At 58.2% G+C, this 23,820-nt stretch carries 18 protein-coding genes; 12 read left to right on the forward strand and 6 right to left on the reverse strand.

The annotated features are described in order from the left end of the window. Nucleotides 1–62 precede the first annotated feature (62 nt). From mnmE to FHX09_RS20345, 5 genes are all read left to right on the forward strand, one after another. Nucleotides 63–1,376: a tRNA uridine-5-carboxymethylaminomethyl(34) synthesis GTPase MnmE gene (gene mnmE, locus FHX09_RS20325; RefSeq protein ID WP_132592376.1), complete on the forward strand. Its 1,314-nt coding sequence runs from the start codon at nt 63–65 to the stop codon at nt 1,374–1,376. A gap of 106 nt (nt 1,377–1,482) precedes the next feature. Next, on the forward strand, nt 1,483–3,357 hold the full coding sequence (gene mnmG / locus FHX09_RS20330) for a tRNA uridine-5-carboxymethylaminomethyl(34) synthesis enzyme MnmG (protein ID WP_132592378.1): 1,875 nt from the start codon (nt 1,483–1,485) through the stop codon (nt 3,355–3,357). A 34-nt stretch (nt 3,358–3,391) separates the two neighbouring features. Then, the gene (rsmG, locus tag FHX09_RS20335; RefSeq protein ID WP_132592380.1) at nt 3,392–4,009 is read left to right on the forward strand and encodes a 16S rRNA (guanine(527)-N(7))-methyltransferase RsmG; all 618 of its coding nucleotides are present in this window, start codon (nt 3,392–3,394) and stop codon (nt 4,007–4,009) included. 17 nt (nt 4,010–4,026) lie between these two features. Continuing rightward, the gene (locus tag FHX09_RS20340) at nt 4,027–4,821 is read left to right on the forward strand and encodes a ParA family protein (protein WP_132592382.1); all 795 of its coding nucleotides are present in this window, start codon (nt 4,027–4,029) and stop codon (nt 4,819–4,821) included. 27 nt (nt 4,822–4,848) lie between these two features. Next, a complete protein-coding gene (locus tag FHX09_RS20345) occupies nt 4,849–5,733 on the forward strand; it encodes a ParB/RepB/Spo0J family partition protein (protein WP_132592384.1) in 885 nt (294 codons plus the stop codon). 6 nt (nt 5,734–5,739) lie between these two features. Here the strand turns inward: FHX09_RS20345 and holA are convergent, their stop codons facing one another. The 3 genes from holA to leuS are packed head-to-tail and all read right to left on the reverse strand — an operon-like array spanning nt 5,740 to nt 9,927. Further along, on the reverse strand, nt 5,740–6,774 hold the full coding sequence (holA, locus tag FHX09_RS20350; protein WP_007798160.1) for a DNA polymerase III subunit delta: 1,035 nt from the start codon (nt 6,772–6,774) through the stop codon (nt 5,740–5,742). A gap of 11 nt (nt 6,775–6,785) precedes the next feature. After that, nucleotides 6,786–7,307, reverse strand: coding sequence for an LPS assembly lipoprotein LptE (lptE, locus tag FHX09_RS20355; protein ID WP_007798162.1), 522 nt, complete (start codon nt 7,305–7,307; stop codon nt 6,786–6,788). Further along, a complete protein-coding gene (gene leuS, locus FHX09_RS20360) occupies nt 7,297–9,927 on the reverse strand; it encodes a leucine--tRNA ligase (RefSeq protein WP_132592386.1) in 2,631 nt (876 codons plus the stop codon). Before leuS ends, lptE begins: the two co-directional genes overlap by 11 nt. A gap of 200 nt (nt 9,928–10,127) precedes the next feature. On the opposite strand from leuS, the gene FHX09_RS20365 reads away from it, so the two are divergent. Beyond that, nucleotides 10,128–10,787, forward strand: a complete 660-nt coding sequence (locus FHX09_RS20365) for a YggS family pyridoxal phosphate-dependent enzyme (protein ID WP_132592388.1) — start codon at nt 10,128–10,130, stop codon at nt 10,785–10,787. A gap of 82 nt (nt 10,788–10,869) precedes the next feature. Continuing rightward, complete coding sequence (locus tag FHX09_RS20370; protein ID WP_132592390.1) at nt 10,870–12,780, forward strand: propionyl-CoA synthetase; 1,911 nt, start codon at nt 10,870–10,872, stop codon at nt 12,778–12,780. 62 nt (nt 12,781–12,842) lie between these two features. On the opposite strand, the gene FHX09_RS20375 is transcribed toward FHX09_RS20370, so the two are convergent. Further along, nucleotides 12,843–13,541 (reverse strand): DUF1013 domain-containing protein, encoded by a 699-nt coding sequence (locus tag FHX09_RS20375; protein WP_007798173.1) that lies wholly within the window; start codon nt 13,539–13,541, stop codon nt 12,843–12,845. Between the two features lie 222 nt (nt 13,542–13,763). On the opposite strand from FHX09_RS20375, the gene acs reads away from it, so the two are divergent. Continuing rightward, complete coding sequence (gene acs, locus FHX09_RS20380) at nt 13,764–15,719, forward strand: acetate--CoA ligase (protein WP_132592392.1); 1,956 nt, start codon at nt 13,764–13,766, stop codon at nt 15,717–15,719. A gap of 490 nt (nt 15,720–16,209) precedes the next feature. Here the strand turns inward: acs and FHX09_RS20385 are convergent, their stop codons facing one another. After that, nucleotides 16,210–16,434 carry a DUF1674 domain-containing protein gene (locus FHX09_RS20385; RefSeq protein ID WP_132592394.1) on the reverse strand — a complete coding sequence of 75 codons (225 nt, stop codon included), beginning with the start codon at nt 16,432–16,434 and terminating at the stop codon, nt 16,210–16,212. 123 nt (nt 16,435–16,557) lie between these two features. Here FHX09_RS20385 and htpX point away from each other — a divergent pair, with 123 nt between their 5' ends. The 4 genes from htpX to purH all read left to right on the forward strand — a co-directional run bounded on the left by htpX (nt 16,558) and on the right by purH (nt 22,392). Then, nucleotides 16,558–17,520 carry a zinc metalloprotease HtpX gene (gene htpX / locus FHX09_RS20390; protein ID WP_132592396.1) on the forward strand — a complete coding sequence of 321 codons (963 nt, stop codon included), beginning with the start codon at nt 16,558–16,560 and terminating at the stop codon, nt 17,518–17,520. Then, on the forward strand, nt 17,511–18,905 hold the full coding sequence (locus FHX09_RS20395) for an RsmB/NOP family class I SAM-dependent RNA methyltransferase (RefSeq protein WP_184450547.1): 1,395 nt from the start codon (nt 17,511–17,513) through the stop codon (nt 18,903–18,905). Before htpX ends, FHX09_RS20395 begins: the two co-directional genes overlap by 10 nt. Before the next feature lie 110 nt (nt 18,906–19,015). Further along, a complete protein-coding gene (locus tag FHX09_RS20400) occupies nt 19,016–20,680 on the forward strand; it encodes a heparinase II/III family protein (protein WP_132592398.1) in 1,665 nt (554 codons plus the stop codon). A gap of 95 nt (nt 20,681–20,775) precedes the next feature. Beyond that, entirely contained in the window at nt 20,776–22,392 is a 1,617-nt protein-coding gene (gene purH / locus FHX09_RS20405) for a bifunctional phosphoribosylaminoimidazolecarboxamide formyltransferase/IMP cyclohydrolase (RefSeq protein WP_132592400.1), read from the forward strand. A gap of 15 nt (nt 22,393–22,407) precedes the next feature. Here purH and FHX09_RS20410 read toward each other — a convergent pair whose 3' ends face one another. Beyond that, a complete protein-coding gene (locus FHX09_RS20410) occupies nt 22,408–23,796 on the reverse strand; it encodes an MFS transporter (RefSeq protein ID WP_183719813.1) in 1,389 nt (462 codons plus the stop codon). Between the last annotated feature and the right edge of the window lie 24 nt (nt 23,797–23,820).

Consider the following 23,820-nt stretch of genomic DNA (forward strand, 5'->3'; position numbering starts at 1 on the left):
CGCTGTGGCCGGCTTTCCTATTTCAACGAACGTTCTCTTCAGCCTTGAACTGGAGGAGGAAGATGATGCCCAACAAGGAAACGATATTCGCTCTGTCGAGCGGCGCTGTTCCGGCGGGTCTAGCCGTTGTGCGAATCAGCGGAGAGGACGTGCCAGCTGTGCTTGCCGCTCTTGTTGGGGAATTGCCGACCTCGCGGCAGGCAGTATTGCGATCGATTCGGACTCGTAATGGTCTCGTGATCGACACCGGCCTCGTCCTGTTCTTCCCGGCACCGCATTCCTTTACTGGTGAAAATGTTGCAGAACTTCATCTTCATGGTGGTCGTGCGGTTGTCGACGCTCTGTACCGCGAACTCGCAGAACTCCCAAATTTGCGACCCGCAGCAGCAGGAGAATTCTCGCGGCGTGCCTTTGAAAATGGGAAGCTGGATCTGATTGAGGTCGAGGGCCTGGCGGATCTCATTGCTGCCGAAACGGAGATGCAGCGACGTCTTGCTGTCGAGCAGAGCTCCGGAGGCCTATCTTCCATTTACTATGGCTGGTCAGAAAGACTGACACGCGCGCGTGCATTGATCGAGGCTGAGCTTGATTTTCCCGATGAGGAAGATGTTCCGGGTTCAGTATCCGATCAGGTCTGGGCGGATGTGTCGAGCTTGGCAGAGGAGCTCGCCAGCCACCTTGAGCAGCTGGAAGCTGGTGAGATTATCCGTGATGGTTTCAAAGTCGTCATTGCAGGCAGGCCGAATGCCGGCAAGTCCAGCCTCATGAATGCCTTGGCTAAGCGCGAGGTTGCGATCGTCACCGACATCGCCGGTACGACCAGAGATGTCCTGCAAGTCGATTTGAGCATGGATGGGTACCTTGTCAAACTCTACGACACTGCTGGTCTTCGCGACACGGATGAGATCGTCGAACGTGAGGGTATTCGGAGGGCTGAGAAGATCATCACAGAAGCGGACCTGTTGATCTTTGTCGAAGACCTATCAACAGACACTGGGACGGACGAGCCACCAGAAAGCGCTGTATTGGTGGGCACGAAATCTGATCTATCTCGCCGAAGTATGAGAGAATACGATCTCCTGATCTCGACCGAAGATGGGACCGGACTGGACGCACTTCGGGGTCTGATTGTGCAACGTCTGAAGCAAAAGGTGCATCCTCAGTCCATGGCCATCCCGAGCCGGGCACGCCATAGGGAGGCGCTTGCAAGGTCATTGGCGGCTCTGCGAGCGTCTCTTCTTGCCCCAAACCGTGGTTTGGATCTCCGGGCGGAGGATCTGCGCGCTGCTGGCGATGCTTTGGGACGCGTTACCGGACGTGTCGATGTCGAGAACCTCCTTGATGTCATCTTCGGTGAATTCTGCATCGGAAAATGATTCACGTGAAACATCGCGAATCGCGACCAGTGGCGGGTTTCACGTGAAACGCCTTGACTCGCCGGGCGACATCGCGCATCACCTGACGATCTCAGGAGCTTGAAGAATGGATACCTCACGGTTCGATGTCATCGTCATCGGCGGCGGGCACGCTGGATGCGAAGCCGCGGCCGCGGCCGCGCGTCTTGGCGCTAAGACTGCCTTGGTGACCCATCGACGCGACACCATTGGAGTTATGTCGTGCAATCCAGCAATCGGCGGGCTTGGAAAGGGTCATCTCGTTCGAGAGATTGACGCTATGGATGGGCTCATGGGTCGTATGGCTGATGCGGCTGGTATTCAGTTTCGGATGCTAAACCGAAAGAAGGGTCCGGCCGTTCAAGGTCCTCGCACGCAAGCCGATCGTAAGCTTTATCGCCAGGCCATGCTCGCTGAGATTGAGAGCATTGAGAATCTGACTATCATCGAAGGCGATGCGTTCGATGTATCCATCAAGAATGGGCGGGTTGCGGCTGTTGTGATGAAAGATAGCCGGATTCTTTCATGCAGATCGGTCGTATTGACGACAGGTACGTTCTTGCGAGGCCTCATTCATATCGGTGATCAGAAGATTCCGGCCGGCCGCATCGGTGAGGAACCATCCGTTGGGCTTTCCCAAACACTTTTGAGCCTTGGTCTTCGGTTGGGACGTCTAAAGACCGGCACGCCAGCGCGGCTCGATGGAGCTACTATCGATTGGCAGAATGTCGGCCGTCAGGGCGCTGACGAAGAGCCTGTCCCCTTCTCGTTCATCACTGACCGAATTGTGAATCCGCAAATCGAATGCGGCGTGACGCGGACGACCGAAGCGACTCACCGCGTTATCATCGAGAATTTGCAGCGCTCCGCAATGTATTCAGGGCAGATTGAGGGTGTCGGCCCGCGCTATTGCCCATCCATCGAGGACAAGCTGGTCAAGTTCGGCGAGCGCGACGGGCATCAGGTCTTTCTTGAACCTGAGGGGCTTGACGATAGCACCGTTTATCCCAACGGCATCTCGACGTCCCTGCCCGCCGAAATCCAGGACGTATTTATTCGCACGATTCCCGGGCTTGAGCGGGTGGTGATTCTGCAGCCTGGTTATGCGATCGAGTACGATCACGTCGATCCGCGGGAGCTGAAACCAACGCTCGAAGTTAAGAAGATGCCGGGACTCTTTCTTGCCGGACAGATCAATGGAACCACTGGCTACGAGGAAGCGGCGGCTCAGGGTCTTGTTGCTGGTATTAACGCGGCGCGGCTTGCAGGGGACCAGGACGAGGTTCGCTTCAGTAGGACGGATTCGTATATCGGCGTGATGATCGACGACTTGACCTCACGCGGTGTTGCCGAGCCCTACCGGATGTTTACTTCTCGCGCCGAGTATCGCCTGTCGCTGAGAGCTGACAATGCCGATGTTCGCTTAACTCCTTTGGCGATACAAATTGGCGCCGCCTCCGCGGGGCGACGGAATCGTTTCCAAGCGTATCGCGATGCGTTGGACGCAGGGCGCGTCAGATTGAAAACCCTCTCAGTGACGCCACGCGAAGCTGCGGACTTTGGTCTAAAACTCAACCAGGATGGTCAGCGACGATCAGCCTACGATCTTCTCTCCTATCCCGATTTTGGCCTTCAGGATCTCAAGCAGGTTTGGCCGGTGTTAGGCGAGATGGACGCTCGGGTGGCAGAAGCCCTGGAGATAGAAGCAAGCTATGCCGTTTACATGCAGCGACAATCAGCCGACATCGCGCAAGTGAAGCGAGATGAGGATCGGGTGATACCGGGTGACTTCGACTTCGGCGCGCTTTCTGGCCTATCCAACGAGCTCAAGCAGAAGCTCCGTATTGCTCGCCCCTATGATGTAGCGCAGGCAGCGAAGATCGACGGGATGACGCCCGCTGCCATTTCGTTGTTGCTCGTCCACTTGCGGCGCGGCGCTATGGACGTTGCGGCTTCCGCCTGAAGATCGTCTTACTACAATCTACGAGAGTCCTACAATGCAGCTGAACGGTCGACGTGTTTCACGTGAAACACAGGGGCGTCTCGAACACTTCGTGGCCCTCTTTCAAAAATGGGCGAGATCGATCAACTTGACAGCGCCGTCGACGCTAGATGATGCGTGGGGCCGGCACATCGCCGACTCGGCGCAGATCTTCCAGATCCAGTCGGCGCCTCTTACCTGGATTGACCTAGGCAGCGGGGGTGGCTTTCCGGGGATTGTCACAGCCATCATGCTGGCCGAGCTGGACGGAGGTTGGGTTCATCTTGTCGAGAGCAATCACAAGAAGGCAGCATTCTTGCGCACCGCACTCCGCGAAACCGGCGGCAGGGGCACCGTTCACGCGGTTCGGATCGAAGATGCTCCGTCAATTGTCGGGGACTGTGATTTTGTCTCCGCACGTGCGCTCGCCGACCTTGGAAAGCTACTGGGCTATATTGAACCGTGGTCGAAACGGAACGTAACTCTTCGAGCCTATCTTCATAAAGGCCGGGATTACCGACGCGAGTTGGATAAAGCGCATGGTAGCTGGAGATTCGATCTGCTAGAACATAAGAGCGCTGTCGAGCAGGATTCTGTCATTTTGGAGATTTTCAACCTCCAGCGCGTGGCTTAACAAATCGGGCTTTGGCTATGGCTGGCGAACGAAATCGGATAATCACCATTGCAAATCAGAAGGGCGGCGTTGGCAAGACGACGACGGCGATCAATCTGGCGACGGCACTTGCTGCCATCGGTGAGCGGGTATTGATTGTAGACCTCGATCCTCAGGGCAACGCCAGCACCGGTTTGGGGATTGATCGCAAGCATCGCCGGCTATCTTCCTATGATTTGTTGCTGGGAGATTATGGAATAGAGGAGGTTTCGCAGGAAACTGCTGTTCCAAATCTCCACATCGTGCCATCGACGATGGACCTACTCGGGATCGAGATGGAGATCGCAAGCCAGAGCGACCGTGTTTTCAAGTTGAAGAAGGCACTAGTAAAAGAAGCAACTTTCCGCTTTTCCTATATTCTCGTGGATTGCCCGCCCTCTTTCAATCTGCTCACCATGAATGCCATGGCAGCCGCGCATTCCGTGCTTGTGCCGTTGCAATGCGAGTTTTTTGCGTTAGAGGGTTTAAGTCAGCTACTCGAAACCGTCGAACAAGTTCGGCGCACGGTCAACCCACAGCTTGATATCCAGGGAATTGTGCTGACGATGTTTGATTCTCGCAACAATCTGGCGCAACAAGTTGTTAACGATGTCCGCATGCATCTCGGTGAGAAAGTCTACCATACGTTGATTCCGCGGAACGTTCGCGTTTCAGAGGCGCCATCCTACGGCAAGCCGGCGATTCTGTACGATCTGAAGTGCGCGGGGAGTCAGGCATATCTCCAGTTGGCGTCAGAGGTTATTCAACGCGAACGCCAACGTCTCGCGGCGTGATTTAAGGAAAATATAGCGAGTTAAGACATGAACGATGACGTCTCGAAGAGAAGACTTGGCCGTGGCCTAGCTGCATTAATCGGTGAGATGGATCAGCCGATGCCGGTTGATGCCCCAAATCGCGGAGTGAGTGCCGATCAAATGGTGCCCATCGAGTTCGTCGGTCGCAATCCGCGCAATCCTCGACGGTTCTTCGATGACGGCGAATTGCACGAGCTTGCGAGCTCGATCCGGCAGCATGGTATCGTTCAGCCCGTTGTAGTCCGCACGTTGGCGAGTAGCCAGTTCGAGATCATAGCCGGCGAAAGACGGTGGCGCGCGGCGCAGCTTGCTGGCTTGATCGAGATTCCTGTCATCGTGCGTAATGTCGATGACAAAACCGCTCTCGAGATCGCGATTGTCGAAAACGTTCAACGCTCCGACCTCAATCCGTTGGAAGAGGCGCTCGGCTACGAGCAACTTATGGCGGAATATGGCTATACCCAGAACGACCTTGGCGAAATCATCGGCAAGAGCCGCAGCCATGTGGCGAATTCACTGCGTCTTTTGAAGCTGCCAGAGCCTGTTCGAGACCTCCTTGCCGCCGGAAGTCTCTCTGCCGGTCATGCCCGAGCGCTGGTGCCGACCTCTGACCCGACCGCGCTCGCCCGCACGATAGTATCAAAAGGCATGTCGGTGCGCGACGCCGAGCGTTTGGCTCAAAACGATATCAAGGCGCAGTCCGAACCGAGACCCCTGGCGCATCAAAAGGATCAGAAGGATTCAGATACGCTCGCCTTGGAACGGACCCTATCCGATGCACTCGGCCTTGATGTGACGATCAATCATAAAGCAAGCGGTGGTCAGATCAGGATATCCTATAAGTCCCTGGAACAGCTAGAAGAAATCTGCCGTCTTCTGGAGCGTCGCTGAGAGTAATTACCGGCGCGCCGATTGGAGTGTGGTCGAAAGCAGCGTCTGGAGTGCGACGCTGTCTTCTAGGGACGCACGCTTGCGAGTCTGCAGGATAGTGGCCTGCAGACGATTGGCTTCTCGTGCTAGGGCGTCTGCGGACCAAGTTCGAAGTGCTTGCTCGATGATCGGTTTTCGTCGAAAATGCAGATGACGGCCCAGCGTCTGCATGACCTGCGCGGCCGGCAATCGCTTCTCTTCCATTTCCGTCTTCATGGCATCCAGCAACTGAAATTGCTTCAGGCAGGCCTGTATAACGAGAAACACCGCGGTCTTGGACGATATGATCTTCTGCATCGCGTTCAGGAAACTGGTCGGATTGCCGCTCAGCACCGCATCGACGGCATCGTCCACTGAGATTGCGCTGGCGTCGCCTATAATTTCCGTAACGTGATGCTCTTCGATCGTCGATTTACCACGGCAATAGAGCGCAAGCTTTCGCAGTTCGTTGCGAGAGGCAATCCGATCCCCGCCAATAAGCACCAGTAAGGCTTGTCGTGCAGCTGGCGTGATGGCGATGCCTGCGTTCGAAAGTTCGCTGTCTATCAAGCTGTTAAGCGCGCGAGCATCGTCGGAGTAGCAGGGTACTGCGACGATATTGCGTGCTGTCTCGGCGCCTTTCCGCAGCAGCGAACCCTTCTTGAGGTCACCGGCTTCTATAATAACGAACGTGCCTTCCGGCATGCTCGCGGAAAGAGTCTGCAGGGAATCGACGAGATATTTTTCGTTGGCTGCTCCACGGATCCAGACTAGTTTGTCCCCTCCGAAAAGGCCGATCGCGCCAGTCTCGTCCAGGAGACGTCCCTGGTCCCGCTGCAAGTCGGCGATGTCAAGCTTGATCAGCGAAAAAGGATCCGTGAGCGAAACGCCTGTCTTGGCAGCAAGAAGGGTTGCGCGCTCCGAGACAAGGCCACGATCCGGCCCATAGATCACGAAGAGCCGGTAGTTGCGGGCGGATCGCTCAAGAAAGCTTTCAAACTCATGCGATTTGATTTCCGCCATGCATCCGCTCCTCAGCGGCCAAGCGCGGCCGCAATGTCGGCACCAACAAACTCGGCAGCCTGCCGCGCGGCGCGATTCTCGGCGTCGCGAATAGCGCGCTGTTTAGCAAATTCCTGGCCGGGGAAGTCGAGCAGGGCGGTGGCATAGCGATTGCCGGCCTTGATGACATGACCATCTTTCGTCGACTTCAGGGTGTAGTCAACGCTGACAGTTGCACGTCCGGCTAGCGACTCATCTGACGACGCGACAAGCAGAGTGCTAATGACATTCGACCGAACGCTGAGCTCTACCTTGTAGTCCGGGTTCGCGGGCTCGCCGGCGCCGCGTGAAGCGATAAAGATCAGTCGATTGCGAACTTCCTGCCCGACACGGCTCGTTGCTTCCGAGAAGCCGACAGACGCGAGTTTACCCGCGACGCCGGAGCTTTCGGAATAGAGGGGGCGAACCTGGCAGGATGCAAGAAAGGCCGCGGATGCAAGGATTGCGGCAATGCCTGAGCCGCGCAGCAGCTTAAAAGCGATATCAAACGACAATGTTCACAATCCTTTGCGGAACCACGATGATCTTCTTAGGCGTCTGACCGTTCAGAGCCTTCTTGATCTCATCCAATGCAAGCACACCCTCGGTGACGGCATTCTGATCTGCGTCGCGAGAAATTGTCAATTCGGCGCGCTTCTTGCCGTTGATCTGAACCGGCAAAATCAAATCGTTTTCAACGACAAGGGTCTCGTCATAACGTGGCCAATCCGTGTGTGCCAGCAATGCGCCGTTGCCCAGCGCTGCCCAGCACTCCTCCGCCAAATGCGGTGTCATCGGCGCTACTAACTGGATAAGTATCTCTGCAGCGTCGCGTACGGCGGCGCGATACGTCCGATCGCCCTCCCCCGCGCCTACACGGGTCAAAGGTGATGCCAGGGCATTGACGAGCTCGTAGATCCGCGCGACGGCCTTGTTGAACCAGAGACGATCGTAGTCATTCTGCACGGCCTTCAAGGTTTTGTGCGCGACCTGGGAGATAGCCTGAGCTTCCCCATCCTTAGCCGGAGTCGGAGCAACATTGCGAAGGTTGTCCGACGCCTCGGCAATTAGTCGCCACAGACGCTGCGTAAACCGGTGAGCGCCCTCGACCCCTGCTTCCGACCAGATAACGTCCCGCTCCGGTGGCGAATCCGAAAGCACGAAGAAGCGCGCAGTGTCTGCGCCGTAAGAGGCGATGATATCGTCCGGATCGACGACATTCTTCTTCGACTTCGACATCTTCTCGATCGATCCGATAGCGACTTCTTCGCCGTTGGAGAGGTGATAGGCGCGGCGTTTTCCGTCCAGTTCCTCGATGCGAATGTCTGCCGGTGCGACCCACTCGCGGCTCATACCGGTACCGCGGCTGTATGTCTCGTGCACGACCATGCCCTGCGTGAAGAGACCCTTAAAAGGTTCCTTCACATCGACATGGCCTGTCTCGCGCATTGCACGGGTGAAGAAGCGCGAATAGAGCAGGTGCAAGATCGCGTGCTCGATACCACCGATGTACTGGTCGACCGGCAGCCACCGATTGGCAGCGCTCGGGTCAGTCGGCTTGCCTTCCCAAGGCGCAGTAAAGCGCGTGAAATACCAGCTGGAATCGACAAAAGTGTCCATCGTGTCGGTTTCCCGTCGTGCATCCTTGCGGCACTGCGGGCAGGCGACATGCCGCCATGTTGGATGACGATCAAGCGGATTGCCGGGCTGGTCGAAGGTTACGTCCTCCGGCAGCTTTACCGGCAGGTCCTTCTTCGGAACGGGAACAACGCCGCAGTCATCGCAATGGATCACCGGGATCGGGCAGCCCCAGTAGCGCTGGCGCGAGATGCCCCAATCACGCAAGCGGAAGTTAACCTTGCGCTCGCCCTGGGGAGCGTTCCCAAGCGTCATCGATGACAAACGGTCAGCGACAAGATCAAATGCCTCGCTGGTGGTCTTGCCGTCGAGGAAGCGCGAGTTGATCATCACGCCGTCGCCGTCATAGGCAACATCACCAACGCTGAACGTCGCAGCATCTCCATCTGCCGGCATGACGACCGGAACGACGGGCAAATCGTACTTGCGTGCGAAATCAAGGTCCCGCTGATCGCCTGACGGGCAGCCAAAAATGGCGCCAGTCCCGTAGTCCATGAGGACGAAGTTTGCGATGTAAACAGGCAGTTCCCACGAAGGATCAAGTGGATGCCTTACCCGTATGCCGGTGTCGATTCCCTTCTTCTCCGCAGTTTCCAGCGCGGCAAGCGAGGTGCCGGCGCGGCGGCATTCCTCGCAGAAGGCATCGATGGCCGGACTCTTCGCTGCGGCATCCTTTGCCAGTGGATGGTCAGCCGCGATCGCCAGGAACGAGGCGCCGAACAGCGTGTCCGGGCGCGTCGTATAGACCTCGATCTCGGTTTCTCCGGCCGGCGCGGTCTCCTGAACGATCTCCCAGCGGAGCATCATGCCTTCGGAGCGGCCGATCCAGTTCTTCTGCATCAGCCGGACCTTTTCAGGCCATTGATCAAGCGTGTCCAACGCCTCGAGCAGGTCCTGGCTGAAGTCGGTGATCTTGAAGAACCACTGCGTCAATTCGCGTTGTTCGACGAGTGCGCCCGAACGCCAGCCGCGTCCGTCGATAACCTGTTCGTTGGCCAGAACAGTGTTGTCGACCGGATCCCAATTCACCTTCGACTGCTTGCGATAGACGAGCCCCTTCTCGAGGAAATCCAGGAAAAGATGCTGTTGATGCTGGTAGTAGGCAACATCGCAGGTCGCGAACTCGCGCCTCCAATCCAGTGATAGGCCCATCGCCTTCAACTGAGACTTCATCGACGCGATATTCTGGTAGGTCCAGGACGCCGGATGGACGCCGCGCTCCATTGCTGCATTCTCGGCCGGCATGCCAAAGGCGTCCCACCCCATGGGATGCAGCACGTTATAGCCGCGAGCGCGCTTGTAGCGAGCTACGACGTCACCCATCGCGTAGTTTCGCACATGGCCCATGTGGATGCGACCGGATGGATACGGAAACATTTCAAGGACGTAATACTTCTCGCGCGGATCGCTGTTGTCGGTCTCGAAGACCTTCGCTTCGTTCCATTTCTGCTGCCAGTGAGGTTCAGCATCGCGCGGGTTATAACGTTCGGTTGCCATGGTACTCGTATTTCCGAAAAATCAGGGGAAGTTGGTGGTGACCTTCACCATGAAACCACCGTAGCGTCAAGTTTTACGGGTGCGGCAAGCGTCCGATCTCGGTCTGCCGTCCACGATTTCGGGCGTGTGGGGCCTTGGCAAGCACAGCCCGGGCGTTTAGTGCATTGCGATCTTCTCATGCGGTCTTGTCGAGGCGAGTGATGGAACTTGAAGAGCGATTGAACGATGTGCGCTCGCATATCGCCGCAGCCGAACAGCAGGGCGGGCGATCCCCGGGTTCGGTTCAGCTTGTCGCCGTCTCAAAGACATTCGGCGCAGACGCCATCCGCCCGGCGCTACAGGCCGGGCAGCGGACTTTCGGGGAAAACAGGGTTCAGGAAAGCCAGGTAAAATGGCCGGAGCTGAAATTGGAGACGTCGGACATCGAACTTCATCTTATTGGACCTCTGCAGTCTAACAAGGCGGCAGAGGCGGTTGCGTTGTTCGACGTGATCGAGACAGTTGATCGCGAGAAGATTGCCCGTGTACTCGCTGACGAAATGAAGCGTCAGGCGAAGACCCCTCGTCTCTATGTCCAGGTAAATACAGGGCTTGAGCCGCAGAAGGCTGGGATCGCACCGAATGACGTCGCGGTGTTTGTCGCTTTTTGTCGTGATGAACTCGGCCTCGCCATCGAGGGACTGATGTGTATCCCGCCAGCGGATGAGAACCCCGGTCCGCATTTTTCATTGCTCGCCAAGCTTGCTAAGGCGTGCGGCGTCGAGAAGCTTTCGATGGGGATGTCCGGGGATTATGAAACGGCCATTGCCTTTGGCGCGACCAGCGTTCGTGTCGGCTCCGCGATCTTCGGCGCCCGCTGATACGCTGCTTTGGTCGGGCTTCCTCTCCTGCCCTGCCTCTCCTAGATTGCTAAGGTAACTTGCATATCCTGGGGAGGAGCAGATGCAGGGTGACTATCAGCGGACCTATGCCAGATGGAAGGGCGATCCGGAGGCCTTCTGGCGGGCGGCGGCGGCGGAAATTGACTGGTTCAAAGAGCCGGAGCGGACGTTTTCACCGGAGAGCGGTCCATATGGCCGTTGGTTCGCCGGAGGCGAAACCAATACCTGCTACAATTGCCTCGATCGCCATGTTCTAGCCGGTCGCGGCGGCAATACCGCATTTATCTACGACAGCCCCATGAGCGGTACGAAGACTGTCTTTACCTACGACGAAGCCCTTGCCGAAGTGAACGCCGTTGCTGCGACGCTGCGGCAGCGCGGAATCGCGAAGGGCGACCGCGTCATCATCTATATGCCGATGGTGCCGCAAGCGGTCTTCTCTATGCTTGCCTGCGCACGCATCGGCGCTGTCCATTCCGTCGTGTTCGGTGGCTTTGCGGCAAATGAGCTTGCGGCGCGCATCGACGATTCGGGAGCGAAACTAATTCTGACCGCAAGTTGCGGGCTCGAACCGGGACGGGTGGTGCCCTACAAGCCCTTGGTCGATCAGGCAATCGCCATCGCGAAGTCAAAGCCGGTCCATTGCCTTGTTCTGCAGAGGACGCAGCTTGCGGCGGACCTGGTTGATGGTCGTGACGAGGATTTCGAAGCTGCCGTCGCGAGAAATCGTGGTGTGAATGTCGAATGCACCCCCGTCGAGGCGACGGACGAACTCTATATTCTCTATACGTCTGGCACGACGGGCCAGCCCAAGGGCGTCGTGCGCGACAACGGCGGTCACATGGTCGCCCTCAACTGGTCGATGACGAACATTTTCGGCATCCAGCAGGGTGAAGTGTTCTGGGCCGCCTCCGATATTGGTTGGGTTGTCGGCCATTCCTACATTGTCTATGCGCCGCTCCTGGCTGGCGCTGCCAGTGTTATCTTCGAAGGAAAACCGGTCGGCACGCCTGATGCCGGCGTCTTCTGGCGCATTGCTTCAGAGCATGATGTGCGCGTTCTCTTCACCGCACCTACGGCCTTCCGCGCCATTCGCCGCGAAGATAGCGAGGGCGCACACCTCAAAGCCTATTCGAAGCCCAATTTCAGAGCCCTGTTCCTGGCGGGAGAGCGTGCTGATCCGGAGACACTGAAGTGGGCCGAGCATATGCTCGATGTTCCCGTGATCGATCATTGGTGGCAGACCGAAACGGGATGGCCAATGGTGGCGAATCCGCTCGGCCTTGAGGTGCTACCGGTGAAGCATGGTTCCCCATCGGTACCCATGCCCGGCTATAGTATCCATGTCCTCGATGACGCCGGTCACCCCGTTGCGCCGGGGACACTCGGGAACATTGTTGTCGAGCTTCCCCTGCCTCCCGGTTGCCTGCCCACGCTGTGGAACGCAGATGAGCGCTTCCGTTCGGCCTATTTGGCTGAATTTCCGGGTTATTACAAAACGGCGGATGCCGGCTACGTCGACGAGGATGGCTACCTCTTCATCATGTCGCGAACCGACGACATCATCAACTGTGCAGGTCATCGCCTGTCGACGGGAGCGATGGAGGAGGTTTGTGCCACGCATCCGGATGTTGCCGAATGCGCTGTGGTCGGAATTGCCGACCAGCTGAAGGGCCAGGTGCCGTGCGGGCTTCTGGTTCTCAAAAAGAATGTTTCACGGGAAACATCGGCCATCGAATCGGAGGTCGTAAAGCTGATCCGCGACGCGATCGGCCCAGTGGCTGCTTTCAAGACCGCCATAACGGTCGACCGCCTTCCCAAGACACGCTCCGGCAAGATTCTGCGCGGGACGATCCAAAAGATTGCCGACGGCGTGCCGTGGAAAATGCCAGCGACGATCGACGATCCGGCAATTCTCGAGGAAATCGCGGAAGCGTTGCGCAAGCGCGGATTCGGTTCGTTTCCGATATAGAAGCGCAGAAATAAAAAGGCCCCGCTTACGCAGGGCCTTGTTTATCGCTCATCGAGAGACAATCAGTAGTGATCGTCTTCGTCCTCATCCTTCGGAGAAGACTTCAGCGACTTCAGCTTTGCGAAAACGGCATCGGCGTCGATTTCCTTCTCCTCTTCGCGCTCATGGCTCGTCAGACGCTCGGTCTCATGCGCAGACTGCAAGGTTGCACCAAGCTCGGCTGCCGTTGGCAGCGGACGGCCCTTTGCCGCCTTTTCGACTTCCATGTCGAGATCGATCTGGCTGCAAAGACCGAGTGTTACCGGGTCCATCGGCGCCAGATTTGCAGAGTTCCAGTGAGTGCGTTCGCGAATCTGCTCGATCGTCGACTTCGTCGTGCCGACGAGACGGGAAATCTGCGCATCCTTCAGTTCCGGATGATTGCGCACCAGCCAGAGAATGGCGTTTGGGCGATCCTGGCGCTTGGAAACCGGCGTATAGCGCGGGCCACGGCGCTTGGATTCGGGCACGCGAACTTTGGGCTCGGAGAGTTTAAGCTTGTGTGCCGGGTTCTTTTCGGCACGGGCGATTTCGTCGCGGGAAAGCTGGCCGGTCGCAATCGGGTCGAGACCCTTGATGCCCTGCGCGGCTTCGCCATCGGCAATCGCCTTCACTTCGAGCGGATGCAGTTTGCAGAACTGTGCGATCTGGTCGAATGACAGGGCTGTGTTGTCGACGAGCCAGATGGCGGTCGCCTTCGGCATGAGCAATTGTTGAGCCATGGATATAGTCCTTCTGTCGTCCGCGCCGGTGTCGCGGTCCGTGGGTTGTCACCACTATGTCCGGGAAATATGGCGCTATATAACCGCAGTGACGCAGAATTGCAATTGATCACGAATGAAATGACCTTTGTCTAATTGCCGGGCAAATTCGACCTGCTATGAATGCCCAGAGCCAGTCCGGACTGCTTCGTTCCGTCCGGTGTCCGAGTGAGGAGGAGTTCCATGTCCGAAAAGATCTACCCGGTGCAAAAACCGGTGAAGAACCATGCGCTTATAGATAAGTCCAAGTACGAGCAGTGGTACGAGGAAAGCGTCGAGAACCCCGACAAATTCTGGGGCAGGCATGGCAAGCGGATCGATTGGTTCAAGCCCTACACCAAGGTCAAGAACACGTCTTTCACCGGCCGGGTCTCGATCAAGTGGTTCGAGGACGGGCAGACGAACGTTTCGTACAACTGTATCGACCGGCACCTGAAGACCAACGGCAATCAGACGGCGATCATCTTCGAGGGCGACAATCCCTACGTTGACAAGAAGATCACCTACAACGAGCTCTATGAGCACGTTTGCCGTATGGCGAACGTCATGAAGAAGCACGGCGTCAAGAAGGGTGATCGCGTTACCATCTATATGCCGATGATTCCCGAGGCGGCCTATGCGATGCTCGCCTGTGCCCGCATCGGCGCAGTTCATTCGGTCGTGTTCGGCGGCTTCTCGCCGGAAGCGCTGGCCGGTCGTATTGTCGACTGCGAGTCCACCTTTGTGATCACCTGCGACGAAGGCGTACGCGGCGGCAAGCCGGTGCCGCTGAAGGACAATACCGATACGGCCATTCATATCGCCGCTCGTCAGCATGTCATCGTCGACAAGGTCCTCGTGGTGCGGCGTACCGGTGGCAAGACCGGCTGGGCGCCGGGCCGCGATCTCTGGTACCATCAGGAAGTCGCTACGGTTAAGCCTGAATGCCCGCCGGTGAAGATGAAGGCGGAGGATCCGCTGTTCATCCTCTACACCTCTGGCTCCACCGGAAAGCCGAAAGGCGTGTTGCATACGACGGGCGGCTACCTCGTCTATGCGGCGATGACCCATGAATATGTGTTCGACTATCACCCTGGCGATATCTACTGGTGCACCGCCGACGTGGGCTGGGTGACCGGGCACTCCTATATCGTCTACGGTCCGCTTGCGAACTGTGCGACGACGCTGATGTTCGAAGGCGTGCCGAATTTCCCGGATCAGGGCCGGTTCTGGGAGGTCATCGACAAACACAAGGTCAATATCTTCTACACGGCGCCGACGGCGATCCGCTCGCTAATGGGTGCTGGCGACCACTTCGTCACGCGCTCGTCGCGTTCCAGCCTGCGTCTGCTCGGAACGGTTGGCGAGCCGATCAATCCGGAAGCGTGGGAATGGTACTATAACGTCGTCGGCGACAAGCGTTGCCCTGTCATCGATACGTGGTGGCAGACGGAAACCGGCGGTCACATGATCACGCCGCTGCCGGGCGCGACTGACCTGAAGCCGGGTTCGGCGACGATGCCATTCTTCGGCGTCAAGCCGCAGCTGGTCGACAATGAAGGCAATGTGCTCGAGGGTGCGGCCGACGGCAATCTCTGCATTACCGACAGCTGGCCGGGGCAGATGCGCACCGTTTATGGCGACCACGAGCGCTTCATCCAGACGTACTTCTCGACCTACAAGGGCAAGTATTTCACCGGCGATGGCTGCCGACGGGATGAGGACGGCTACTACTGGATCACCGGTCGTGTCGATGACGTGCTGAACGTTTCAGGGCACCGTTTGGGCACCGCCGAGGTCGAATCCGCGCTCGTTTCGCACAACCTTGTGTCGGAGGCGGCCGTCGTTGGGTATCCGCACCCGATCAAGGGCCAGGGCATCTATTGCTACGTTACTCTAATGGCGGGCAATGAAGGTTCGGACGATTTGCGCCAGCAACTGGTCAAGCATGTTCGCAGCGAAATCGGCCCAATCGCAGCACCCGACAAGATACAGTTTGCACCCGGTCTTCCGAAGACCCGTTCCGGCAAGATCATGCGCCGCATCCTGCGCAAGATCGCCGAGGACGACTTCGGCTCTTTGGGCGATACCTCGACGCTTGCTGATCCCGCCGTTGTTGACGATCTGATTGCCAACCGCCAGAACAAGGTGACAGTCTAAGCAAAAGCCGCTCCGAGCGATCGGGGCGGCTTCAGTTCTGTTCGGGACAGATTACGCGCGGCTTTCGGCCGCCATCATAGGCCCGTACGATCCCCCGCCCAACAGATATTGAGCCGGTTCCTGCCATCTGAAAATGTTACGTTTGCCAGGATGCGGCCAAAATACTTGTCCGCCAGCAATCTGCGTAAGCTGGATCTCGGGTGATCTGGATGTCGGGCTTCGGCACAGCCTGAGTGCATCTCAGGCGCGTCGATACCGCGAATCCGAACATAGACTTCCATTGTCTGCTGCGGCCAAGGACGAGCTTCGACCAGAAGAGTATCTCCATCGATCACTCTTAGGATTTCAGCCGATACCGGCCCGCTATTTCGTCGCGTGCCTCGGACGCGACCGGAGTTACGACAAAGGCGGCCAGTGCGACAAGGGAAGCAATCCTTCTCATGAAAGGAATAAATTCCGATCGTGGGAGAAAGTTAATAGGAATATTTACTTAGAAATCGATCGCTCTGCCGTTGATTTCCCAGTCCCCGAAGCGGGAGGGATCGGCACCGCCGCGGCCACCTATCTCTGGCGGCATTTCTACCGGCTTCTCGTTTCGGCGCCGCTCTTCCGCCTCGGCAAGCGCGCGCTTGGCGGCCGGCGGGAGCAACTTGCGGGGAGTCTCGGCGGCTTCAGCCGCTAGGGTTTCGTTGTTGTCATTATCCGCTGCCTGCATCACGCGTTTCCGCCCAAAAATATTGAAAATGGCTGGTGAATGACCAAATCATAGTGCGCCGGCGCCGCAATTGAAACCCTCTGACCTTGCGCGGATCCGCTTAGGCGTATTTTGGAGATAGCAATGAACCTCGTCCGTACAGCCATGTTGCTCGCCTTCATGACCGCATTGTTCATGGCCGTCGGCTTTCTGATCGGCGGGCGCGGCGGCATGATGATCGCGTTCGTGATCGCGGCTGGGATGAACTTCTTTTCCTACTGGAATTCCGACCGCATGGTGCTGTCGGCCTATCACGCGCAGGAGATCGACGAGCGCAATGCCCCGGAGTTCTTCTCGATCATAAGGGATTTGGCGCGCAATGCCGGTCTGCCCATGCCCAAGGTCTATCTCTACGACAGCCCGCAACCAAATGCCTTCGCGACGGGTCGCAATCCCGAGAACGCTGCCGTTGCCGCGTCCACCGGCCTGCTGAGCGCACTGACGCCGGAAGAGGTCGCCGGCGTCATGGCGCATGAGCTCGCCCACGTGCAAAACCGCGACACCTTGACGATGACGATCACCGCGACGCTCGCCGGCGCGATCTCAATGCTGGGCAATTTTGCGTTCTTCTTCAGTGGCAACCGGGAAAACAACAACAATCCGCTCGGCTTCATAGGGGTGTTGCTGGCGATGATTGTCGCGCCGCTCGCCGCGATGATGGTTCAGATGGCCATCAGCCGGACGCGCGAATACTCGGCCGATCGCCGTGGCGCGGAGATTTGCGGCAATCCGCTGTGGCTTGCTTCGGCGCTTGCCAAGATCGCGCGGAGCGCGTCGCATGTGCCGAACTACGATGCCGAGCGCAATCCGGCAACTGCCCATATGTTCATCATCAATCCGCTGACCGGCGCCGGCATGGACAATCTGTTCTCCACACACCCGAACACGGAAAACCGGATTGCGGCGCTGCAGGAAATGGCACGCAGAGGCATGAATGTCTCGACGCCGCCGGTTCGCGCTGATAATCCGATGCGCAAATCGCGCTCGGTTCCGAATACCGGTCTTGATCGCGGTGGTTCACAACCGCCGAAAGGTCCGTGGTCTTGAATTCAGACGGCAAGAAAAAGCCATTTCGTAAAGCACAGCCTTCCAACTCGGGGCCTGTCCTTGCGCCAGCAAAACCCGGATTGCAGGTTCGTGCCGCTGCGGCCAAGATCCTGGCAGCCGTCGTGGACCGGAAGCTCCCGCTTGACGGCGCCTTGGACAATGAACATGGTAATCCAGCCTATAAGACTCTGAATGAGGGTGACCGCGCACTAGCGCGTGCCATTCTCAATGCGACGCTGCGCCATTTGCCGCGCATAGATGCCGCGATTTCCCTCCTGCTCGAATCGCCGCTTCCCGAAGGCGCGCGGGCATTGCATCACGTTCTCGCGATTGCCGCGGGGCAGATCCTCTATCTTGATGTGCCGGATCATGCCGCGGTCGACCTCGCAGTTGAGCAATCAAATCAGGACCCGCGGAATCGCCGCTTTGCCAAGCTGGTAAATGCCGTCCTACGCCGTCTCGGACGCGAGAAAGAGGATGTCCTGGCTGAAATCAACGCCATTCCGGTCATGCCGGAATGGTTTCTTAAAAGGCTCGAAAAGGCCTACGGCAAGGAAAGGGCACGATCGATCTCTGAATCGCAGCTCGAGCCGGCCGCAATTGATCTTACCGTCAAAACGGACGCGCGGAGCTGGGCGCAGCGTTTGGGCGGCCTTGTGCTGCCGACCGGTGGTGTTCGGCTGGCCGCCTTCGAGGGCGGCATTCCCTCACTCGAGGGATTTGCGGAGGGCGCCTGGTGGGTTCAGGACGCAGCCGCCAGTATCCCTGCCCAGCTCTTCGGTGACTTGGCGGGAAAACGCGTTGCGGATTTGTGTGCAGCGCCTGGCGGAAAGACGGCCCAGTTGATCCTTGCTGGGGGTGACGTTACGGCGGTCGAGCAATCCGAAAACCGTATTAAGCGTTTGCGAGCCAATCTGGATCGGCTAGCGTTGAGTGGCGAGACGGTTGCCAGCGACCTGACGAAATACCAGCCAGCGGAACTGTTCGATGCCATACTGCTGGATGCGCCCTGCTCATCGACGGGGACGACGCGCCGACATCCCGACGTTCTCTGGGTCAAGGGGCCGGACGACATTGCGAAACTTGCTGCGCTTCAGGAGCGCCTGCTGCGCCACGCGATAACCTTGCTGAAGCCGGGCGGCACAATTGTCTTTTCCAATTGCTCGCTTGATCCGACCGAGGGAGAAGAGGTAGCCGCTCGCGTCCTTTCGGATACACCGATGCTCGAGCGTGTCGCCATTGATGCCAAGCGCTGGCCGGGACTGGAGTCTGCTATCAGCCACCTCGGAGAATTCCGCACGACGCCCGACATGTTGGAGGTTCCCGCCGGTTTTGCGGGTGGCCTTGACGGCTTCTACGCCGTCGTTATGCGCCGTGTTGCCTGATCGAAAGGCAACTGGCATAGTTGAGCACCCGTCATAATTTGATACGTAAGTGTCACGGATTCTGCGCTTATTCACTTATTCTTAACGACACGGGTCAATAGACAATAAACATGTGGTCCGGGTTCTCGGCTCTTTACTTGGGAGAGGTTTGGCGGCGCACGCTGTGCCGCGGAGCACTTCTGCGGCTGCGCCTCTTCCGCCACACGGTTCACGCCCCGGAGCGCCTGATTGTCGCCCCGACCGACCTACGTGCGGTCGATCCGCATGTGGCCGAAGAGATTTTGAACGGCCGCTTCCCGCTTGCCGGACGCCTTCTCGAAACGGGCGGCAAGTCGCCTTTCAATTTCAGCCTTCCGTCCCGATCCTTCGCGTTGCGGCTTCATGGCTTCGGATGGCTTCGCCATATGCGGACCAAGAAGAGTGACCTTCACTCGAGCGTCGCCCGCTCCATCGTCAACAACTGGCTGTCGCTGCATGGCGGCCGCATCGAAGGCATCGCCTGGGGGATCGATGTCACCGCGCAGCGGGTGATTTCCTGGCTCTCGCATTCGCCCGTTGTCCTTCACAATGCCGATCGCGGCTTCTATCGCCGTTTCCTGCGCTCGCTAGCCTTTCAAGTTCGATTTCTACGCCGAATGGCAAAGTACGCGCCTCCCGGCGAAGTTCGCTTTCGATTGCGGATCGCCCTTGCGATGGCCTCCATTGCAATGCCAACGCGCTCAGGTGCGCTCCGACGCGCTGCCGAAGCATTGGATCGGGAGTTTGACAGCCAGATTCTACCTGACGGAGGTCATGTCTCGCGCAATCCGCGGGTCGGATTGGAGCTGCTCCTCGATCTCCTTCCGCTCCGGCAAACCTACGTCAATCTCGGTCATGACCTGCCGCAGAAACTGATCTCGGGCATCGATCGTATGTATCCGGCCCTGCGCTTCTTCCGGCACCAGGATGGCGATCTCGCGCTTTTTAATGGCGCGACGTCGACTCTCGCGACGGAATTGATGTCGTTGCTGCGATACGACGAGACCGCGGGCGATCCCTTCAAGGCGATGCCCCATTCGCGCTATCAGCGGCTGGCTGCGGGTAGAACCGTGGTCATTGCCGATACCGGATTGCCGCCTACTGGCAGCCTGTCCCGCACGGCACATGCCGGTTGCCTGTCGTTTGAGATGTCCTCCGGACGTCACCGTTTTATTGTCAATTCCGGATCGCCGAAATTTGCCGGACAGCGTTACGTGCAGATCGCTCGAACGACTGCTGCGCATAGCACTGTAACTGTCAACGACACCTCATCCAGCCGTTTTGCGCCGTCAGACTTCATTGCGAACGTGATTACTGATGGCGTCAAAACCGTAAGCGTCGATCGCGCGCTCGCCGATGACGGGCGCGACGTAATCAAGGCGAGCCATGACGGCTACCTTAACGCATTTGGTGTTCTGCATGAGCGAGAGCTGACCCTGAACGCCACGGGATTGATCGTTACGGGTTATGATCGACTGGTTGCGCCGGAAGGCAAGGTCGATGAGGCCGTGCGTGCCGTGGCGCGCTTCCATGCCCACCCCTCGATCAATCTAAAGCAGCTTGACAAAGAGTCGGTGATGATGACGGCACCCGATGGAGAAACATGGCTGTTCTCCTCGCCCGGCAACGAAGTGCTGATTGGCGAGGACGTCTTCTTTGCCGACGCGTCGGGCATTTGCGGTTCCGATCAGATCGAGATCGCCTTCTCCTATCCTGACCGACCGGAAATACGCTGGTTTTTATCGCGTAAGAGCTAGCGACTGTTTCCGCGGCGGCAAAGCTGTGCTAACGCGGCGCCATCATCCGCTTATCCCTCGCCGGATATCTCCTGAAGACCAAACGGAGAAGCCTCATGGCCGTTGTTTCCAAGAAAATTCCCGCACCCGACAAGGTCGCCGTCAAGACAGCGTTGCTTTCGGTATCCGATAAGACCGGTATCGTCGAGCTCGCGCGCGCACTTGCCGATAAGGGCGTTCGCCTCCTGTCGACAGGTGGCACTCACAAGGCAATTGCAGCCGCCGGACTTGCGGTGACCGATGTTTCCGACGTCACAGGGTTTCCTGAGATCATGGATGGTCGGGTCAAGACCTTGCATCCGAAAGTGCACGGCGGCCTGCTTGCCATTCGCGATGACGCGGAACACCAAGCTGCGATGAAGGCGCACGGCATCGAGGGTATCGACCTTGTCGTCATCAATCTTTATCCGTTCGAGGACGTTCGTGCTGCCGGCGGTGACTATCCGACGACCGTCGAGAATATCGATATCGGCGGTCCCGCGATGATCCGTGCGTCGGCCAAGAACCACGCCTATGTGACGATCCTGACCGATCCGGCGGACTATGCCGAGCTACTCGAACATCTCGCTTCCGACGCCGGCGGCACTGCCTATGGCTTCCGCCAACGGATGGCAGCCAAGGCGTTTGCTCGCACGGCTGCCTATGATTCGATGATCTCCAACTGGTTTGCCGAGGCGCTCTCGATAGACACCCCGCGTCATCGCGTCATTGGTGGTGTGCTCAAGGAAGAGATGCGGTACGGCGAGAACCCGCACCAGAAGGCGGCATTCTATGTCACGGGCGAACGCCGCCCCGGTGTTGCCACGGCGTCACTGCTTCAGGGCAAGCAGCTCTCCTATAACAACATCAACGACACCGATGCGGCCTACGAGCTCGTCGCCGAGTTCCTGCCGGAAAAGTCAGCAGCCTGCGCGATCATCAAGCACGCAAATCCCTGCGGCGTGGCAACCGGTTCCAGCTTGCTCGAAGCTTACAAGCGCGCGCTTGCCTGCGACTCCGTTTCCGCCTTTGGCGGCATCATCGCCCTTAACCAGACACTCGATGCGGAAACGGCGGAAGAGATCATCAAGCTCTTTACCGAAGTCATCATCGCGCCTGAAGTTACTGAGGAGGCGAAGGCCATCGTTGCGCGCAAGGCAAACCTACGTCTGCTGACTGCAGGCGGGCTCCCAGATCCGCGGTCTGCCGGTCTGACGGCGAAAACCGTCTCCGGCGGCTTGCTCGTCCAGAGCCGAGACAACGGCATGGTCGAGGATCTGGAGCTGAAGATAGTTACCAAGCGTGCGCCTACCCAGCAGGAACTCGAGGACATGAAATTTGCCTTCAAGGTCGCCAAGCATGTCAAGTCGAACGCGGTGGTCTATGCCAAGGACGGGCAGACGGCCGGCATTGGCGCAGGCCAGATGAGCCGCGTGGATTCTGCGCGGATCGCCGGCGTGAAGGCCGAGGAAGCTGCCAGGTCCCTCGGGCTCACAGAGCCGTTGACGCACGGTTCGGCCGTTGCCTCGGAGGCCTTCCTGCCCTTCGCCGATGGCTTGCTGTCAATGATCGCAGCCGGCGCGACGGCGGTTATCCAGCCGGGCGGATCGATGCGCGATCAGGAAGTGATCGACGCTGCCAATGAGCACAATGTCGCAATGGTCTTTACCGGCATGCGGCACTTCCGCCACTAAGCGGGTAGGCCGCCGTTACGCCCTGTCCGCAGGATAGGGCGTGCGGACGAGCAGGATCAGCCCTGCGGCCAAAAAGAGTACAAGTGTTGCCATTCCAAGCCGCGACGAGCCCGTCATATAGGTCACGGCGGAGAAGAACAGCGTCGCCAGGAAGCTCGTGGCGCGCCCTGAAAGCGCATAGATGCCGAAATAGCGGCCCGCCTCGTTCAGGCTTACGCTTCGTGCGAGATAGGAGCGTGACGACGCCTGCACCGGGCCGAAGGCAAGGCCGATCAGCAGGCCGTAGGCGATGTATGCTTTCTCGGCTGCCGTCCCGAAGAGTCCACCGGAATCGGCGGTCGGCAGTTCGAGCAGGCCGAAGAGCGTGTATCCCGGCCCCGTCGACACAATGCCAACGGTTGCAAGCAACAGCATCGCCAAGCTGATGACAATTGTCGACTTGGATCCGATATGTCGATCGACCCGGCCTGCAATGATGCAGCCGAAGATTGCGACGACGTTGAGTATGATCCCGTAGATCCCGATTTCGATTGTCGCCCAGCCGAACATTCCTGCGGCAAAGGCGCCACCAAGTATCAGCAGTCCGTTGACGCCATCCTGATAGATCATGCGGGCGACCAGGAAATGAAGAATGCCTCGGCGGTGCTTGAGCTCGCCAAGCGTGCTTTTCAGCTCGGCAAGGCCGGTTCGCACCGCGGCACCGAACGGAAGGCCCTTGCTGACATCCGGTGTGAAAAAGAACATCGGAAGAATAAAGATCAGGTACCAGGCGGCCGAGATCGGCCCGGTGATGCGGGCATCTTCCCCTTGGTGTGGATCAAGACCGAACAAGGGATCAAGACCAAGAATTGTTTTGCCGGATTCCAGATTTCCCGCAAGCAGGACGACCACGGCGATCAGGACAATCATCCCGCCAAGATAGCCAAGACCCCAGGCCGTATTGGACAACTTGCCGACCTCGTCTTTGCTGACGAGCCGCGGCATCATGGAGTCGTTGAAGACGATCGAGAACTCGGCCGCGATCGACGCCAGGATCATGAAGGTTACTGGGTAGACCAGCGACGAACCCGGTGACGCAAACCAGAGGCAGAAGAGGCTCGCAATCTTGATGACGGCGAAAAAAGCGATCCAAGGCTTTCGCGCGCCGGACTGGTCTGCAATCGAACCCAGGACGGGCGACAAGATGGCGATGATCACCGAAGAGATCGTCGCCATGTTGCTCCACATCGCCTGAGCGGAGACCGGATCGGCCGTCAGGCGTGACACGAAGTACGGGCCGAAGATAAAGGTCGTCACGACCGTGAAGAATGGCTGGGCTGCCCAGTCGAAGAGCATCCAGCCCCAGATGCCCTTCTCCGATGCCCTAGCCGGCTGAGTTCCCGTCCAGTCGATGCGATTCACAATCCGCTCCTGATTCCGAGCGGAACT

Source organism: Rhizobium sp. BK538, from assembly GCF_014197575.1.
In the GTDB taxonomy this organism is placed as follows: Bacteria; Pseudomonadota; Alphaproteobacteria; order Rhizobiales; family Rhizobiaceae; genus Rhizobium.

Bases quoted from the DNA above. Each gene is read 5' to 3' on its own strand.
- mnmE (WP_132592376.1), top strand. From the start codon at position 63: ATGATGCCCAACAAGGAAACGATATTCGCTCTGTCGAGCGGCGCTGTT.
- mnmG (WP_132592378.1), top strand. From the start codon at position 1,483: ATGGATACCTCACGGTTCGATGTCATCGTCATCGGCGGCGGGCACGCT.
- rsmG (WP_132592380.1), top strand. From the start codon at position 3,392: ATGCAGCTGAACGGTCGACGTGTTTCACGTGAAACACAGGGGCGTCTC.
- FHX09_RS20340 (WP_132592382.1), top strand. From the start codon at position 4,027: ATGGCTGGCGAACGAAATCGGATAATCACCATTGCAAATCAGAAGGGC.
- FHX09_RS20345 (WP_132592384.1), top strand. From the start codon at position 4,849: ATGAACGATGACGTCTCGAAGAGAAGACTTGGCCGTGGCCTAGCTGCA.
- holA (WP_007798160.1), bottom strand. From the start codon at position 6,774: ATGGCGGAAATCAAATCGCATGAGTTTGAAAGCTTTCTTGAGCGATCC.
- leuS (WP_132592386.1), bottom strand. From the start codon at position 9,927: ATGGCAACCGAACGTTATAACCCGCGCGATGCTGAACCTCACTGGCAG.
- FHX09_RS20365 (WP_132592388.1), top strand. From the start codon at position 10,128: ATGGAACTTGAAGAGCGATTGAACGATGTGCGCTCGCATATCGCCGCA.
- FHX09_RS20370 (WP_132592390.1), top strand. From the start codon at position 10,870: ATGCAGGGTGACTATCAGCGGACCTATGCCAGATGGAAGGGCGATCCG.
- FHX09_RS20375 (WP_007798173.1), bottom strand. From the start codon at position 13,541: ATGGCTCAACAATTGCTCATGCCGAAGGCGACCGCCATCTGGCTCGTC.
- acs (WP_132592392.1), top strand. From the start codon at position 13,764: ATGTCCGAAAAGATCTACCCGGTGCAAAAACCGGTGAAGAACCATGCG.
- FHX09_RS20385 (WP_132592394.1), bottom strand. From the start codon at position 16,434: ATGCAGGCAGCGGATAATGACAACAACGAAACCCTAGCGGCTGAAGCC.
- htpX (WP_132592396.1), top strand. From the start codon at position 16,558: ATGAACCTCGTCCGTACAGCCATGTTGCTCGCCTTCATGACCGCATTG.
- FHX09_RS20400 (WP_132592398.1), top strand. From the start codon at position 19,016: ATGTGGTCCGGGTTCTCGGCTCTTTACTTGGGAGAGGTTTGGCGGCGC.
- purH (WP_132592400.1), top strand. From the start codon at position 20,776: ATGGCCGTTGTTTCCAAGAAAATTCCCGCACCCGACAAGGTCGCCGTC.